This is a genomic window from Rhodococcus sp. RCBS9 (assembly GCF_029457415.1).
Taxonomy (GTDB): Bacteria; Actinomycetota; Actinomycetes; order Mycobacteriales; family Mycobacteriaceae; genus Rhodococcus_F; species Rhodococcus_F qingshengii.
Window position 1 is genome coordinate 2,613,812 of record NZ_CP120422.1, and the last position, 16,172, is coordinate 2,629,983.

The window sequence follows — 16,172 nt, forward strand, 5'->3', positions numbered from 1 at the left end:
GGCGCACTGGCCGCAGCTGATTTTCATCGCTGCGGCCAGTTGTTGCATTCATCGCCCATCGCGCCTGTTTCCTGCGGATTCGGTATCCTGTGAATCGGAACTTCTCTGCACAGACGCAGCTCCGAAATCTGTCGAGGGGCCTTCTGGCTCCCTGCATCGCCGCAGTTCAGAGCAATTATAGGGCTACCTTAGTTGCGCCCGTGCCGGGGTTCTGAATTATCGTTTTCGTTACACGGTTGACTCACAAAAGTTTCAACCGACCGAAGACTCACGTCGCCGGGTGCCAGAACGCACACCATCGCGTCTGCGCAGGGCGGCTACTTCGGTGGTACCGAACACATCGTCGTGTCGGTGCTTTGAAGGACTTGCATTGCAAGTTGATGGCCATCAGCGCTGCTGGTCGTCGGTGCATCTTTATGGCATACGAAGGCTGGGTATGAAGCAACTTCCAGGCCCCCAGGGCCTCTATCACCCGTCCAATGAGCACGACTCCTGTGGAGTCGCATTTGTTGTCGACATGCATGGTCGCCGCAGCAGGGACATCGTCGAAAAGGCGATCACCGCTCTGGTCAACCTCGAGCATCGCGGCGCTGCCGGATCAGAACCCAACACGGGTGACGGTGCGGGCATTCTGCTGCAGGTTCCCGACAAGTTCTTCCGAGCTGTCGTGGACTTCGCGCTGCCCGCCGAAGGCGCGTACGCAACCGGTATCGCATTCCTCCCGCAGGGCGACGCCGATGCACACGAGGCTGCTGCTGCAGTCGAGAAGATCGTCGTCGAAGAGGGCCTGAAGGTTCTCGGCTGGCGCGAGGTCGGAACCGACGACTCCTCGCTGGGCGCACTGGCGCGCGACGCGATGCCGACGTTCCGTCAGATCTTCATCGGCTCCGAGGGTGACAAGTACACCGGCATGGATCTCGAGCGTCGTGCATACGTGGTGCGTAAGCGCACCGAGCACGAACTCGGCTCAGAAGGCGCCGGCAAGGGTGGCCCGGGTAGCGAGACCGTGTACTTCCCCAGCCTGTCCGGCCAGACGTTCGTCTACAAGGGCATGCTCACCACCCCGCAGCTCAAGGGTTTCTACCTCGATCTGCAGGACGATCGTGTCGAGAGCGCACTGGGCCTGGTCCACTCGCGCTTCTCCACCAACACGTTCCCGTCGTGGCCGCTGGCGCACCCGTTCCGCCGGGTCGCTCACAACGGTGAGATCAACACCGTCACCGGCAACGAGAACTGGATGCGCGCTCGCGAGTCCCTCATCGACAGTGACGTCTTCGGTGGCCGCGAGAACCTGGACAAGATCTTCCCGATCTGCACCCAGGGCGCCAGCGACACCGCTCGTTTCGACGAGGTGCTCGAGATGCTGCACCTCGCCGGCCGCAGCCTGCCGCACGCAGTTCTCATGATGATCCCCGAAGCCTGGGAGAAGCACGAGAGCATGGACCCCGCTCGTCGGGCGTTCTACGAGTACCACTCGGCTCTCATGGAGCCCTGGGACGGACCGGCGTCGGTGTGCTTCACCGACGGCACCGTCATCGGCGCCGTGCTGGACCGCAACGGTCTGCGTCCGTCGCGTCTGTGGATCACCGAAGACGGCCTCGTCGTCATGGCGTCGGAGGTCGGCGTTCTGCCGATCGATCCGTCCACCGTGGTCCGCAAGGTCCGCCTCCAGCCCGGCCGCATGTTCCTCGTGGACACCGCGCAGGGCCGGGTCATCAGTGACGAGGAACTGAAGAACGAACTCGCTGCCGAGCACCCGTACCAGCAGTGGATCGACGAAGGTCTGATCCACATGGACGACCTGCCGGACCGTCCGTACACGTACATGTCGCACGAGCGCGTCGTCCTGCGTCAGCAGCTCTTCGGTTTCACCAACGAAGAGGTCAACCTGCTGGTCAAGCCGATGGCACTCTCCGGTGCCGAGGCACTGGGCTCGATGGGTACCGACACTCCGATCGCCGTGCTCTCGTCACGTCCCCGGATGCTGTTCGACTACTTCTCGCAGCTCTTCGCTCAGGTCACCAACCCGCCTCTCGACGCGATCCGTGAAGAGGTCGTCACCAGCCTCGGCGCGACCATCGGCCCCGAGGGCGACCTGCTGCACCCGAATGCGGACTCCTGCAAGCAGATTGCGCTCCCGCAGCCGATCCTGCACAACGACGACCTGTCGAAGCTCGTTCACGTCAACGACGACGGCGAATTCCCGGGCTTCCGCAGTGTCGTTATCCGTGGCCTGTACCCCGTCAAGGAAGGCGGCGACGGTATCCGTCGTGCGCTCGAGGGCATCAAGTACCAGGTCTCGCAGGCAATCGAGGGTGGCGCACGCATCGTCGTGCTCTCGGACCGTGAGTCCACCGAGGACTACGCGCCGATCCCGTCGCTGCTCCTCACCTCGGCCGTGCACCACCACCTGGTTCGTGAGAAGTCGCGCACCAAGGTCGGTCTCATCGTCGAGGCCGGCGACGCCCGCGAGGTGCACCACATGGCGCTCCTCATCGGCTTCGGTGCCGCAGCGGTCAACCCGTACATGGCTTTCGAGACCATCGACGAGTTCCTGCAGAACGGCGAGCTCGAGGGTCTGACCCTCGAGAAGGGCATCGCGAACTACATCAAGGCAGCCGGCAAGGGTGTCCTGAAGGTGATGTCCAAGATGGGCATCTCGACGCTCGCGTCGTACACCGGTGCTCAGTTGTTCCAGGTCATCGGCCTCTCGCAGGAGCTGACGGACGAGTACTTCACCGGTCTGCAGTCGCAGCTCGGTGGCATCGGCCTCGACCAGATCGCAGCCGACGTCCAGGCACGTCACGCCGTCGCATACCTCGATCGCCCCGAAGAGCGCGCTCACCGCGAGCTCGAGGTCGGCGGCGAGTACCAGTGGCGTCGTGAAGGCGAGTACCACCTGTTCAACCCGGACACGGTCTTCAAGCTCCAGCACGCAACTCGCACAGGTCAGTACGAGGTGTTCAAGGAGTACACGACCATGGTCAACGACCAGTCGGAGCGCCTTGCCGCTCTGCGTGGTCTGTTCGACTTCAACATCGGCAAGCGGCCGTCGATCTCGATCGACGAGGTCGAGCCCGCCAGCGAGATCGTCAAGCGTTTCTCGACGGGTGCGATGAGCTACGGCTCCATCTCCGCCGAGGCTCACGAGACTCTCGCCATCGCGATGAACCGTCTGGGCGCCCGCTCCAATTCCGGTGAGGGCGGCGAACATCCGTCGCGCTTCACGCCGGACGAGAACGGCGATCTGCGTCGCAGTGCCATCAAGCAGGTCGCGTCGGGACGCTTCGGTGTCACCTCGCACTACCTGAGCAACTGCACCGACATCCAGATCAAGATGGCGCAGGGAGCCAAGCCCGGTGAGGGCGGCCAGCTTCCGGCTCACAAGGTGTACCCGTGGGTGGCCGAGGTTCGGCACTCCACACCTGGCGTCGGCCTGATCTCGCCGCCTCCGCACCACGACATCTACTCGATCGAGGATCTCGCTCAGCTGATCCACGACCTGAAGAACGCCAACCCGCAGGCCCGCATCCACGTGAAGCTGGTCTCCGAGGTCGGCGTCGGAACCGTCGCGGCCGGTGTCTCCAAGGCACATGCCGACGTCGTTCTGATCTCCGGTCATGACGGTGGCACCGGTGCCACCCCGCTGACCTCCGTCAAGCACGCGGGCGCACCCTGGGAACTCGGCCTCGCCGAGACCCAGCAGACGTTGCTGCTCAACGGTCTCCGTGACCGCATCGTCGTGCAGGTCGACGGCCAGCTCAAGACGGGTCGCGACGTCGTCGTCGCTGCCCTGCTCGGCGGCGAGGAGTTCGGTTTCGCCACCGCACCGCTGGTTGTCTCGGGCTGCATCATGATGCGCGTCTGCCACCTTGACACCTGCCCCGTCGGTGTCGCGACGCAGAACCCGTTGCTGCGTCAGCGTTTCAGTGGCAAGCCGGAATTCGTCGAGAACTTCTTCATGTTCATCGCCGAAGAGGTTCGCGAGCTTCTCGCGGAACTCGGCTTCCGCACGCTGCTCGAAGCCGTCGGCCAGGTCGACATGCTGGACACCACGCGCGCTCTCGATCACTGGAAGGGAAGCAAGGCAGGCAATCTCGATCTGTCGCCGATCCTGACCCAGGTCGAGTCCGCGTTCATGGACCAGGACGTCCACTGCACCGGCACGCAGGATCACGGTCTCGACAAGGCGCTCGATCAGCAGTTGATCGTTTCGGCCCGCAACGCACTCGACAAGGGTGAGGCGGTCTCTTTCGAGTCCGCGATCACCAACGTCAACCGCACGGTCGGCACCATGCTCGGCCACGAGGTCACCAAGGCGTTCGGTGGAGAGGGCTTGCCCGACGGCACCATCGACATCACGTTCACCGGTTCCGCCGGTAACAGCTTCGGTGCTTTCGTGCCCAGCGGTATGACCTTGCGCCTGCACGGCGACGCCAACGACTTCGTCGGCAAGGGCCTCTCGGGTGGACGCATCGTCGTACGCCCGCCGCTCGATGCAGCGGAAGGCTTTGTCGCCGAAGACAACATCATCGGTGGCAACGTCATCCTGTTCGGCGCCACCAGCGGCGAGGCTCTGCTTCGCGGTGTCGTCGGCGAACGCTTCGCAGTCCGTAACTCCGGCGCCACTGCCGTCGTCGAGGGTGTGGGCGATCATGGTTGCGAGTACATGACGGGTGGAAAGGTGGTCATCCTCGGAGCCACCGGACGTAACTTCGGCGCCGGCATGTCCGGTGGCGTCGCGTACATCTACAACCCCGACAAGGCATTCGAGAAGAACCTCAACACCGAACTGGTGGACCTCGAGGATCTTTCGGGCGACGACTTCACCTGGTTGAAGGGCGCCATCGAACGTCATCGCGACGAAACCGGCTCCGAGGTTGCCACGCGCATCCTCGCTGACTGGTCGCAGCAGGTGGGTCACTTCGCAAAGGTGATGCCCCGCGACTACAAGAAGGTTCTTTTGGCCATCGCGGCCGCAGAGAAGGATGGCAAGAACGTGGACGAGGCAGTTATGGAGGCAGCTCGTGGGTGATCCAAGCGGCTTCCTGAAGCACACGTCGCGCGAACTTCCGGTTCGCCGGCCGGTGCCGTTGCGCCTGCTCGACTGGAAAGAGGTCTACGAGGAGTTCCCGAGGGAAACCCTCAAGACCCAGGCCAGCCGTTGCATGGACTGCGGAATTCCTTTCTGCCACAACGGTTGCCCTCTCGGAAACTTGATTCCCGAGTGGAACGACCTGGTCTACAAGGACCACTGGCACGACGCCATCGAGCGTCTGCACGCGACCAACAACTTCCCGGAGTTCACCGGTCGTCTGTGCCCCGCACCCTGTGAGGCGTCCTGTGTCCTGGGCATCAACCAGGATCCGGTCACCATCAAGCAGGTCGAGGTCGAGATCATCGACAAGGCCTTCGACGAAGGGTGGGTCAAGCCGGTTCGCGCCGCGCACGCCACCAACAAGAAGGTTGCGGTTGTCGGCAGTGGTCCGGCCGGTCTGGCTGCAGCGCAGCAGCTGACCCGCGCCGGTCACGCAGTGACGGTCTTCGAGCGGGCAGACCGCATCGGCGGCCTGCTGCGCTACGGCATCCCCGAGTTCAAGATGGAGAAGCGGCACATCGACCGCCGTCTCGAGCAGATGGAAGCCGAAGGCACCGTCTTCAAGACCAACGTCAATGTCGGCGTGGACATCACCGCGGACGAGCTGCGTGAGCAGTTCGACGCAGTGGTTCTGGCCGGCGGCGCCACCGCAGCTCGCGATCTTCCGATCCCGGGCCGCGAACTGGACGGCATCCACCAGGCGATGGAGTTCCTGCCGATCGCCAACCGCGTGCAGTTGGGTGACCTCGACGCTCCCACCATCACCGCTGAGGGCAAGAAGGTTGTCATCATCGGCGGCGGCGACACCGGAGCGGACTGCCTCGGCACCTCGCACCGTCAGGGTGCGGCCAGCGTCCACCAGTTCGAGATCATGCCGCGTCCGCCGGAGACTCGCGCCGAGCAGACTCCGTGGCCGACGTACCCGCTCATGTTCCGCGTGGCTTCGGCTCACGAGGAGGGCGGCGAGCGTCTGTTCTCCGTCAACACCGAGAACTTCGTCGGTGAAAACGGCAAGGTCACCGGACTCAAGGCTCACGAGGTCGAGATGAAGTCGGGTCGCTTCGAGAAGGTCGAGGGCTCGGACTTCGAGCTCGAAGCCGATCTCGTGCTCCTGGCAATGGGCTTCGTCGGTCCCGAGAAGCCGGGTCTGCTCACCGATCTCGGTGTCGACTTGAACGAGCGTGGCAACGTCGCCCGCACGTCGAAGTGGAACACCAACGTCGACGGCGTGTTCGTGGCCGGCGACATGGGCCGCGGTCAGTCCCTGATCGTCTGGGCCATCGCCGAGGGACGTTCCGCAGCAGCCGCTGTGGACACCTACCTCGAGGGTGTCACGGCCCTTCCGTCACCGATCCACCCGACAGCGGCTCCGCAGCGCTAGAGGCTCTCACAAAGCCGCACCCCACCGCATTCGGTGGGGTGCGGCTTTGTTTCTGCAAGCAATTCGCACGATCTGTAACAAACCTTCATCAATCGTGCATCGGACAGACACAACGCCCAGACAGTATGATTCCGGAGCACCGATAGTGGTGTATGGGTTGCTGAAGGTAAAACAGGGGAGTTTCATGCGTGCGAGGCGTCTCGTTGCGGTGTTGTCGGCACTTGCTGCGGCAGTAGTGGTACCGGTTGTCAGTGCTCCCGTGGCGTCGGCTGATCCCTGCCCCAGCCTGTACGTCGTGGCCATCCCGGGAACCTGGGAGCCCTCGGGCACCAGGCCCGGCGCCGGCATGCTCGCCCCGGTGACCAACGGGCTTCCGGGCTCCGTACGCACCGATTACGTCACCTACTCGGCGACGGCCTTCCCGTGGGAGTCCAACGTCTACGCCAAGTCGAAGCAGCAGGCCGTCGACAATGCCCGCGGCATGATCGGCGCCATGGCCGCCTCGTGCGGTGACACTCGCTTCGCCATCGTCGGATACAGCCAGGGCGCCGACGCGGCAGGCGATCTCGCCGCCGAGATCGGAACCGGCATCGGCGTGGTCCCCCCGACTCGCGTCGAGGGCGTCGGCTTGCTGTCCGATCCCCGTCGTTCCGAGTCCGACGTCCTGATCGGCCCCGCTGTCGGCGGTAACGGTGCCAGCGGCCCTCGCATCGGTGGATTCGGTTGGCTGTCAGGCAAAACGGTGACGCTGTGCGCGGTCGGTGACCTGTACTGCTCGACGCCGAAGGACGATTTTGTGATGCGCCTGGCCGGATTCATGGCTCAGGCGTCCGATCCCACTCCGGCCAGTGCGCTCGCGCTGCGCGACGAAGCGGCCGTGATCGTCAACGATCTGATCACCGCAGGCGGGCTCCCCGCTCTGATGGCCCAGCTCGATCCGGGCGCGAATTCGCGTCGCATCGATCAGCTGGTCGACTTCTACGGCTCGCAGGTCCACACCGACTACACGCGTTACGTCGTTGACGGCGCAGGCAATTCGGCTACATCCTGGCTGCACGGCTGGTTGGCCGGCAAGGCCTGATCAGCAGTACGTCTGCTCCGCCGTGTCGACGTAGATCTCGGCAATGCGCTGCGAGGACATCGGCGTGATCTGTGAGTACACCTCGCCGACGGAGTTGAACTCCGCCAGCACTTCGGACCGAGGCATACCGTCAGCGAGAGCCTTGCAGGTGCCGTCGGCGTAGAGGATCTCTGCGGAATCCATTCCGGCGGGAGGGATCCCGGCCAGACGCAGAGCGGCGATGTACCGCTGCCCCTTCTCGCCGGCGTTCGCGACGATCTCTTCCGGTGACCGGGCGTCGATCGGTGAGTTTGCCGGTGGCGCCACCGGCAGCGTTACCGGTGGGGGCGTCGATTCGACGACGCTCGGCGCGGCTTCCGGAGTTGCGGCGGGTGGGCTGGTCGCCAGCGCCGACAGGGACTCGGGGGCAGCTGAACTCGACGTTGCCGCGATCGACGTGCTGGTGGCAGCAGATGTGGATTCCGCTGCGTCGCTGTCGGATTGGCTGCTGCAGCCGCTGAGGATTAGGCCCGCTGCCGCGACGCAGAGGACCAGTCTGTTCGTGTTCATCACCCGTGAGTGTTACATACCGTACCGCTTATTTTGTCCGTTTTAAGGAAACTCCCTTTTGCCCTGTTTTTAAGTCGAAGTCCTGTGATATACATCTGTTCAGTTGTTACTTGTGAGTAGGAGCACACCGCAAAGACCTTGTCGGCGGCGGTCGAAACACAAGCAATGACTGCGAGTTTCGTCCCCCATCACATAAACGGCAGGGAGAAATCAGTGCAGAAATCTCACAAGAACGGCAACAGACGTCTCGGCACGCGCGTGGCCGTCATTGCAGGTACCGCAGGTGCGGTCCTCGCGTTCGCGGCGCCGATGGCCTCGGCTCAGGATCCGGTCGACAATTCGATACCCGGTGCCGCAGTGTGTCCGGCTACTGCCGAATCCTGTGTGTCGGTTGTGGTTCAGAGCGGAACCTTCGACAACAACGGCTTCAACCTCCCGATCGGAAAAGGCGACATGATCATCGCCGCCGAGGCCGGCTCCGGTGAAGGTGAGTCCACCGTTCTTCTCCCGCGCGACGACGGACACCACGGTGTCTACTCCAAGCCGTTGACCGTTCCGGGTGGAGTCCTCGGAATCGACCTGCCGTTCGGCAATCTGTTCGGCCTCGCCGCAGTCACCGCCGAGGTGGAGGCGACCGCTGCCCCGACCCTCAACGGCATCATCACCGACATGGATCTGAGCATCCCGGTGCGGATGAAGATCAACAATGCGTTCCTCGGCGACAACTGCTACCTGGGCTCCGCGGCTGCGCCGGTGAATCTTCGTCTCGCGCCTGACCCGTCGGTGGTACCGACCTACACGGTGCTCCCGGACAATGCACTGAAGGTGAGCCCGGTCGGGAACCAGGCCACCGGCTTCGCGCTGCCCGCCGCCAGTGGTTGCGGACCGTTCGGAGTGCTGAACCCGATCGTCAACTGGCGAGCAAAGGTACCGGCCACGTCGGGAACCTCGCTCAGCACGATCTCCGACGCCTACCTGTACCCGGGCGGCCTCACCGGTAGCGATCCTCTCGACGATCTCGGTGGCGGAACAGGATCCAGCGGTTCCAGTGGCTCGAGCGGTTCGTCCGGAAGCTCCGGTTCCTGAAAACTCGGATGCCTTGAAGCAGCGGTGGTGGCGGAATGTCACCACCGCTGCGGCGTCCGACCTGTAATAACCTGTGCCTCAGGGTGGGCGAAGGCGGACTCCATCAGGAGCACCTGCGCGGCCACGAAATCACAGGGGAGTCCTCAAACATGTTTCGAGACAGCGTTCTTGCGAGTCCGGTCCTGCGCCGGGGTGTGACGGCACTGGCAGTTGCGGCTGCAGCCACCATGTTTGTCGGTACTGCAGCGACGGCGGAGCCGGCAGCAGTTGTCGGTGAGGTGTCCGCGGACTCCATCGCGGCAGCCCGTGCGCAGGCCATCGGAACGACGGTCACCGTCGTGGGAACCGCGACTACGCCGTCTGGAGTGTTCGAATCCAGCTTCTACGACAAGGGCTTTGGTCTCCAGAGCGGCAATTCGGGCATCTACATCAGCGATCCGAACAACTCCGGGATTGCTCTCGGCGATCAGGTTCAGGTCACCGGAGTCCTCGCGGATCAGGAAGGCCTGCTCGTCGTCCGCCCGACTGCCGTCGAGGTAATCGGCACGACCTCCCAGATCAGCCCGGCGCGACTGCCCCTCAATGCGATCGGTGAGGGTAGCGAAGGTCGTCTCGTGACGGTGTCCGGAATCGTGAGCGGACCCGTCGTCGACGATCTGCCGTACGGCCACAAGATCCTGGTCTCGGGCGCCGAGGGAAACACCGTCATCTTCGTCAACACCCAGACCGGAATCGACGTCGATGCCGTCGCCGTCGGACGCCCGATCACCGTCACCGGTTTCAGTGGCCAGTACGCCAGCACCTACGAGGTTCTTCCCCGCTCGGAAGCCGATGTGCAGCAGGGTTTCACGGGCAGCCTGAGTTTCGGAAGCTGACCTAGATCTCGAACCGAGCTCCGACGCGCATCGACCCGGGAGACAACCGGCTGATCGTGCGTCCGAGCTTGGCTTCGACGGTCACGGGTACGACGGCCTTGTTCGTGCGAACCGCTTTCACGATGGCACTGGCGACTCGGTCAGGCGTGAAGTTGCGCTTGCGGTAGAAGTTGTCGACCTTGGTCTGGTTCTCGAGCTGCTCCTCGGCGGTGGTCCCGGCGAACTCGGTGGTCTTGAGGATGTTCGTGTGAACGAGGCCGGGGCAGATGGTGCTGACGCCGATGCCGTGTGGAAGCAGCTCTGCCCGTAGGCAATCCGAGAGCATGAATACCGCTGCTTTGCTTGTCGAATACGCGGTGAGGGCCTTCTGTGGTGTGTACGCGGCGGCCGAGGACAGATTGACGACGTGCCCTCCTGTTCCCCGGTCGATCATCATCGGGGTAAATGCCCGGCAGCCGTAGACAACTCCCCAGAAGTTGATGTCCATGACGCGCTCGAACTGGCGCTGCTCGGTGTCGGCGAATGTCCCGGAGAACCCGATTCCAGCGTTGTTGACGACGATGTCCGGTACGCCGTGATGTGCCGCGACGGTCTCCGCGAACCGAATCACGGCCTGTTCGTCGGACACGTCCACCTGATAGGCGTGGGCACCGCCACCGAACACTGCTTCGGCGCCGCCGGCTTGCGAAGGGATGTTTACAAGTGCCGCAGTGTCCTGCGCGCTTTCAAGATTGATGTCGGAGACCACGACGATAGCTCCCTGGGCGGCGAAGGCGAGGGCCGTTTCACGCCCGATGCCGCTGCCCGCACCGGTGATCACCACCAGCGTGCCGGTGAGATCGCGCAGTCGACGCTGCAACTTCGTTCCGCGTCGCCAGCCGGTGACGTCCTTCAGTAGCCCCATTGGTTGCCCTTTTCGTGTGTACGTTTGTGGCGTGTGTCTCTAGCTGACTTCCCCTCTGCGAAAGGTATCCGATGAGCGAGCTTCGTGTAGTTGCAACCATCCCGGCCAAGTCCGGTTCCGAGGACGACGTCCGATCGGCTCTGACAACTCTCGCGGAGGCGAGTCGGTCCGAGGACGGCTGTGTGTCGTACGAGTTGTTCGAGTCAGCGGCTGCGCCCGGCACGTTCGTCACGATCGAAACTTGGCGCGGGCAGGAGGAGTTGGACGCTCACATGCAGTCCCCGCATCTACAGGCCGCGCTGGCCGCTGCCGGACCACTTCTCGACGGCGCTCCGGCGATTCATCCGTTGAAAGGCGCCTGAATCAGAATGAATTCCTGACCTTCGCTAAGGGTCTGACCTGCGAATGTCGCTCAAAAACTGACCAATCGTCGCGCTTCATTCCACTGAGCGGGACCTGCGACTAATACCTGTGCCTTAAGTCACAAACTGTCTCGACAATGCTTCACATCACAGTTTCTGACCTGGAGGTTTTGAATGAGTCGCAGTTCTCGGCGCGGTCACCGCAAGGTTGCCGCCGTCGCGCTGGCAGTCTCCGCCGGCCTGTTCGTCTCGTCGTGCGCTGACAGCGGGAACGGGGGTGGGAGCGGCGACGCACCGGACTCCGGTTCGGGATTGTCCATCGGCCCGGTCAACGAGCAGTCCGGCGAGGGCGATCCGGTCAAGGGCGGCACCCTCACGTTCAGCGGGTACTCCGCCGTCACCAATCTCGATCCGGCGAAGACTCAGATCGCCGGTTCGGTCGCCGGTTCGGAGTTGGGCGCGATCTACGACACGCTCCTGCGGTACGACCCGGCGTCCAAGGAATTCGTTCCGAAGCTCGCAGAGTCGATGGAGCCGAGTTCCGACTTCAAGACGTGGACCCTCGAACTGCGTGACGGTGTGAAGTTCAGCGACGGGACGCCGGTGGATTCGGCGGCCGTCTCGGCGAGCCTCAATCGCTACGTCACCAACAAGGGACCGCAGTCGAGTCTGTACGCGTCGAAGGTCGCGTCGGTAGACACTCCGGATCCGTCGACGGTCGTCTTCAATCTCGTCGACCCGTGGACCGGTATCGAGTCACTGCTCTCCACCGGCCCCGGCATGATCGTCGCGCCGAGCGCCCAGCAAGGTGATCAGTTCACCCCGATCGGCGCGGGTGCCTTCACCCTCGAGAAGTTCGCTCCCAACGAGGAATTGATCCTCGACGCTCGGGAGGACTACTTCGACGGTGCCCCGAACGTGGACAAGCTGCGGTTGATCAGCATTGTCGGTTCGCAGTCCACCACTGAATCGCTCAAGAGCGGCGGCACGGACGTCGCATACATGCGTTCGCTACCGAACGTGCTGGATCTGATCGACTCCGGCTACCCGGGCTTCGTCGACATTCCGTCGCTGTCGTACCTGTCGCTGGTCAACACGGCACCCGGTCGTCCCGGTGCCGACGTGCGCATCCGTCAGGCATTGGCGCTCGCAACCGATCCCGTCGCACTCGACAACCGACTCAACGAGGGCAAGGGTCTGCCCGGACAGGTCATCTTCCAGGACACCTCCCGCTGGCATAACGACGTCGCTCCGATCGGCGTCGACACCGCCAAGGCGAAGCAGCTTCTCGACGAGGCCAAGGCCGACGGTTACGACGGCAAGATCACATACCTGACGCTGCAGGAGAATTCGGCGCAGGCGATGGCTCTCGCACTGCAGTCGATGGCCAACGCCGTCGGATTCGATTTCCAGATCGAGTACGTCAACTCGGTTGCCGACGTCGTCAAGCGTTTGTACGCCGACCGCGACTTCGACATGGCAACAGGTTCCGCCAGCCTCGCGGAAGCCGATCCTTTCGAGCGTCTGTACTCCAATCTCAAGTCGGGTGGACGGAACAACGCCACGAGCTTCTCCGACCCCGAGATGGATACGCTGCTCGATCAATTGGGTGTCGCGACGTCGACCGACTCGAAGATCGAGGTGCTCGCCAAGATCCAGGAGCGCGCCAACGAGGTTGTGCCGTGGCAGGTTTACGGCAACACCCCGTGGCTCGGTGTGTGGGGACAGAACGTCCACGGCATTCAGCAGAGCCTGGACGGAATCATGTTCTTCGACAAGGCCTGGAAGAACTGAAGGCTTCTGAAGAACTGAAGAACTGAAGAACTGACTGGACCCGAGAAGCGTCCCTGCGGGGACGCTTCTCGGCATCAGAGAGCGGGATAGATCAAGAAGTGAGATCGAGGGCAGCGCGGACGATGCTGTCGGAGTCGAGGCCGTGGTATCGGTAGACGTCCTCGAGTGAACCGACCTGACCGAACCGGCTCACTCCGAGCGCAGCGCCCGGAACGTTGTTGATTCCCGTCAGGAACGCGAGGGTGTGCGGGTGTCCGTCGAGAACAGTCACCATCGGCGCGGACCGGCTGCTCGGAAAGACCTGATCCAGGATCCACGACGGGCCGTCCGCGAGGCCGCGCCGCGATTGGAGCGCTTCGAAGAGCAAGCCGGGGCTGGTCACGCACACGACGTCGGCGGAAATACCTTGCTCGCCCAGTCTTTCGGCTGCGACCAGTGTTTCGGTGACGGTGGCACCCATGCCGACCAGGGTGACGGCCGGATCAGGGTTGTGCCGCAGTGTGTATGCCCCGGCGACCACCTGACTTCGGCGGCGTTCTCGCGCAGCCGGATCGGTCGGTACCGCGGCCAGGGCCTGATCGACCGGGCGGGTCGACAGGCGCAGATACGACGAGCTGCCGTCCGGGCGACCGAGGCGTCCGATGCTGTCGAGGAGCGTCCACTCGACGTCGACGGCGAATGCCGGTTCGAAACTGACGCAACCCGGCTGTTCCAGTCCGATGGATGGGGTCTTGATCGACTGGTGCGCACCACCTTCGGCGGCCAAGGTGACGCCCGACGGAGTGCCGACCATGATCGACTGTCCACCGGCGTAGATGCCGTACGACCACGGTTCGAGAGCCCGCTCGATGAAGGGGTCGTACATCACGCCGATAGGGAAGAGTGGCTGGCCCCAACGACTCCAGGTTGCACCGAGTTCGCCCATCAACCCGACCAGGTTGGTCTCGGCGATACCGAGTTCCATGTGCTGACCGGTGGGCTTCTCACGCCAGTGCATGATCGTTTCGGCGTCGTCGGCAAACCAGTTGTGCCGCTCGTCGGGGGACCAGACCCCGACCTTGTTCAGCCAGCCTGCGAGGTTGGTGGTGGAACTGACGTCCGGGCTCAGTGTGACAACACGTTTCGCGGCGTCCGGCGCTTCGCGGCTGAGGTCGAGTAGTACCCGGCCGAGAGCTGCCTGAGTGGTGGACGTGCCGGAGGGCGTACGGCCGATGTCTTTCGGAACTGCCGGGGGCACCAGATGCTCCACCTTCGGGCGAGTCAGGCGCCCAGCGGTTTCGGCGCAGATGCGGCCGGACGGGCTGTCGGTCTCGAACCGTTCCCAGGGCTTCGACGGATCCATGCCGAGTTCCGCCGCCAGGTGCTCGAACTGCTCGGCGGTGAGCAGCGACGAGTGGTTCTGCGGATGACCCTGCGTCGGCAGACCCCGACCCTTGATCGTGTACGCGATGATCACGGTGGGACGGGTGTCGTCGATCTGTGCGTACGCCTCTCGCAGAGCGTCGAGGTCGTGGCCACCGAGATTGCGGATGGCCTCGAGCACCGTGGCGTCGTCGAGGTCGTCGATCAGCGCCGTGATCGCGTCGGCGTCCGCCGCGTCGCCGGGCAGTCTCAGACGTACCTCGTCGGCCGTGCATCGCAGCAGGCGCTGGTACTCCGGATTCGGCATGTCCAGGATTCGTTCGCGCAACGCGGTGCCGCCCGGCCGGGTGAACAGTGATTCCAGCAGCGCACCGAACTTCACGGTGATGACCTGCCAGCCGGCACCCGAGAACATGCGCTCCAGGCGGGTTGCCGCGATGTTCGGCACCACCCGGTCGAGTGATTGGCGGTTGAGGTCGACTATCCACACGATCTCACCCAGTTCGGCAACCGAATGATCGAGAACTGCTTCCCACACCGCGCCCTCGTCGAGTTCGGCGTCACCGACCAGGGAGTACTGACGCCCGGTTCCGGCGCCGCCGAGGGAGGCGTCGACGTATCGGCGAGCGATGGCGCCCCAGATGGGAGCCGTCGCGCCGATACCCACCGAACCGGTCGAATAATCCACCGGATCAGGATCTTTCGATCGACTCGGGTAGCTCTGCAGGCCCCCGAATTCGCGCAGAGTCGTCAGGTAGGACTCGTCGAGTTCGCCGAGCAGATAGTTGATGCCGTGGAGCACCGGCGCCGCATGCGGCTTGACGGAAACCCGGTCGCCGGAACGAAGTTGGCCGAACCACAGCGACGTCATGATCGAGACCATCGACGCGCACGAGGCCTGATGGCCGCCGACCTTGAGCCCGCTGGGATTCGGACGGACACGGTTGGCGTGATGGATCATCGCGGTCGACAACCACAGAACGCGCTTCTCGATCTCCGCCAGTGACTCGGGAGCGTTCTGGTCGATGTTGGGGCTGTTCACGGCCGGTCCTGCCTTCAGTAGTGGACATCGATCACCGCACCGCCTGTACCCCAGATCGTGGGGCCGACGATGTGGTTGTGATGTTTGGCAGGACTTCCTGAGGCCGAACCGTTCGGTGCGGCAAAGTCCAGCCGCACCTGTCGATCTGTTGTGCAGATTCTGCGTCAAAGTCCATCATCGGCATACAGATTGAGCAATAGCTACCCGGTGGATTGAGCAATGTGCGCAACACCGAGGGCTGTGCGCCGTGACAGGTGGGCACTATGCGCAGTGCACCGCCAGTCGCGCGCGGTCAGTCCATCAGGTCGTGGACGTAGCACCAGCGCCAGGATTCGCCGGGCTCGTGTGAGCGCATGACCGGGTGCCCGGTTTCGCGGTAGTGGTTGGTGGCGTGCTGATGAGGGCTGGAATCGCAGCATCCGACGTGGCCGCAGGACAGGCACATGCGCAGGTGAGACCAGTTATCCTCGCCCAACTCGGCGCACTCCTGGCAGACGCCGGGCGTAAGCGCCGCCGGGTCCGTTTCGGGCGCATTGGTTAGTTCCTCGCAACCGGTGGGAGCGGGTGCGGGCTGCTGTGTGCGAGCTGCTGCTCGCTTCAGGATTTTCTTCATCGCCTTCCATACTGCATGCTGCCAG

At 63.6% G+C, this 16,172-nt stretch carries 11 protein-coding genes; 7 read left to right on the forward strand and 4 right to left on the reverse strand.

The window, feature by feature from the left end; translation table 11 throughout:
- Nucleotides 1-436: 436 nt before the first annotated feature.
- The 3 genes from gltB to P0M12_RS12410 all read left to right on the forward strand — a co-directional run bounded on the left by gltB (nucleotide 437) and on the right by P0M12_RS12410 (nucleotide 7,560).
- Nucleotides 437-5,035: a glutamate synthase large subunit gene (gene gltB, locus P0M12_RS12400; RefSeq protein ID WP_031332633.1), complete on the forward strand. Its 4,599-nt coding sequence runs from the start codon at nucleotides 437-439 to the stop codon at nucleotides 5,033-5,035.
- Complete coding sequence (locus P0M12_RS12405) at nucleotides 5,028-6,479, forward strand: glutamate synthase subunit beta (RefSeq protein WP_277377793.1); 1,452 nt, start codon at nucleotides 5,028-5,030, stop codon at nucleotides 6,477-6,479. The genes gltB and P0M12_RS12405 overlap by 8 nt, the downstream gene beginning before the upstream one ends.
- 184 nt (nucleotides 6,480-6,663) lie before the next feature.
- Nucleotides 6,664-7,560, forward strand: coding sequence for a cutinase family protein (locus P0M12_RS12410; protein WP_007735797.1), 897 nt, complete (start codon nucleotides 6,664-6,666; stop codon nucleotides 7,558-7,560).
- On the opposite strand, the gene P0M12_RS12415 is transcribed toward P0M12_RS12410, so the two are convergent.
- Nucleotides 7,561-8,109, reverse strand: coding sequence for a DUF732 domain-containing protein (locus P0M12_RS12415; RefSeq protein ID WP_099696873.1), 549 nt, complete (start codon nucleotides 8,107-8,109; stop codon nucleotides 7,561-7,563).
- A gap of 213 nt (nucleotides 8,110-8,322) precedes the next feature.
- Between P0M12_RS12415 and P0M12_RS12420 the strand changes: the two genes are divergently transcribed.
- On the forward strand, nucleotides 8,323-9,195 hold the full coding sequence (locus P0M12_RS12420; protein WP_003943530.1) for a hypothetical protein: 873 nt from the start codon (nucleotides 8,323-8,325) through the stop codon (nucleotides 9,193-9,195).
- A gap of 149 nt (nucleotides 9,196-9,344) precedes the next feature.
- Nucleotides 9,345-10,070, forward strand: a complete 726-nt coding sequence (locus P0M12_RS12425; protein WP_210377898.1) for a hypothetical protein — start codon at nucleotides 9,345-9,347, stop codon at nucleotides 10,068-10,070.
- A 1-nt stretch (nucleotide 10,071) separates the two neighbouring features.
- Here P0M12_RS12425 and P0M12_RS12430 read toward each other — a convergent pair whose 3' ends face one another.
- Nucleotides 10,072-10,974: an SDR family NAD(P)-dependent oxidoreductase gene (locus P0M12_RS12430; RefSeq protein ID WP_003943614.1), complete on the reverse strand. Its 903-nt coding sequence runs from the start codon at nucleotides 10,972-10,974 to the stop codon at nucleotides 10,072-10,074.
- Nucleotides 10,975-11,045: 71 nt separating this feature from the next.
- Between P0M12_RS12430 and P0M12_RS12435 the strand changes: the two genes are divergently transcribed.
- Together P0M12_RS12435 and P0M12_RS12440 are read left to right on the forward strand one after the other, a co-directional pair.
- Complete coding sequence (locus P0M12_RS12435) at nucleotides 11,046-11,336, forward strand: putative quinol monooxygenase (RefSeq protein ID WP_003943546.1); 291 nt, start codon at nucleotides 11,046-11,048, stop codon at nucleotides 11,334-11,336.
- A gap of 174 nt (nucleotides 11,337-11,510) precedes the next feature.
- Nucleotides 11,511-13,130, forward strand: coding sequence for an ABC transporter substrate-binding protein (locus P0M12_RS12440; RefSeq protein ID WP_042453342.1), 1,620 nt, complete (start codon nucleotides 11,511-11,513; stop codon nucleotides 13,128-13,130).
- Between the two features lie 91 nt (nucleotides 13,131-13,221).
- Here the strand turns inward: P0M12_RS12440 and P0M12_RS12445 are convergent, their stop codons facing one another.
- Together P0M12_RS12445 and P0M12_RS12450 are read right to left on the reverse strand one after the other, a co-directional pair.
- Nucleotides 13,222-15,534, reverse strand: coding sequence for a pyruvate dehydrogenase (locus tag P0M12_RS12445; RefSeq protein WP_277377795.1), 2,313 nt, complete (start codon nucleotides 15,532-15,534; stop codon nucleotides 13,222-13,224).
- A 292-nt stretch (nucleotides 15,535-15,826) separates the two neighbouring features.
- Nucleotides 15,827-16,147: a UBP-type zinc finger domain-containing protein gene (locus P0M12_RS12450; protein ID WP_003943615.1), complete on the reverse strand. Its 321-nt coding sequence runs from the start codon at nucleotides 16,145-16,147 to the stop codon at nucleotides 15,827-15,829.
- Nucleotides 16,148-16,172: the final 25 nt, after the last annotated feature.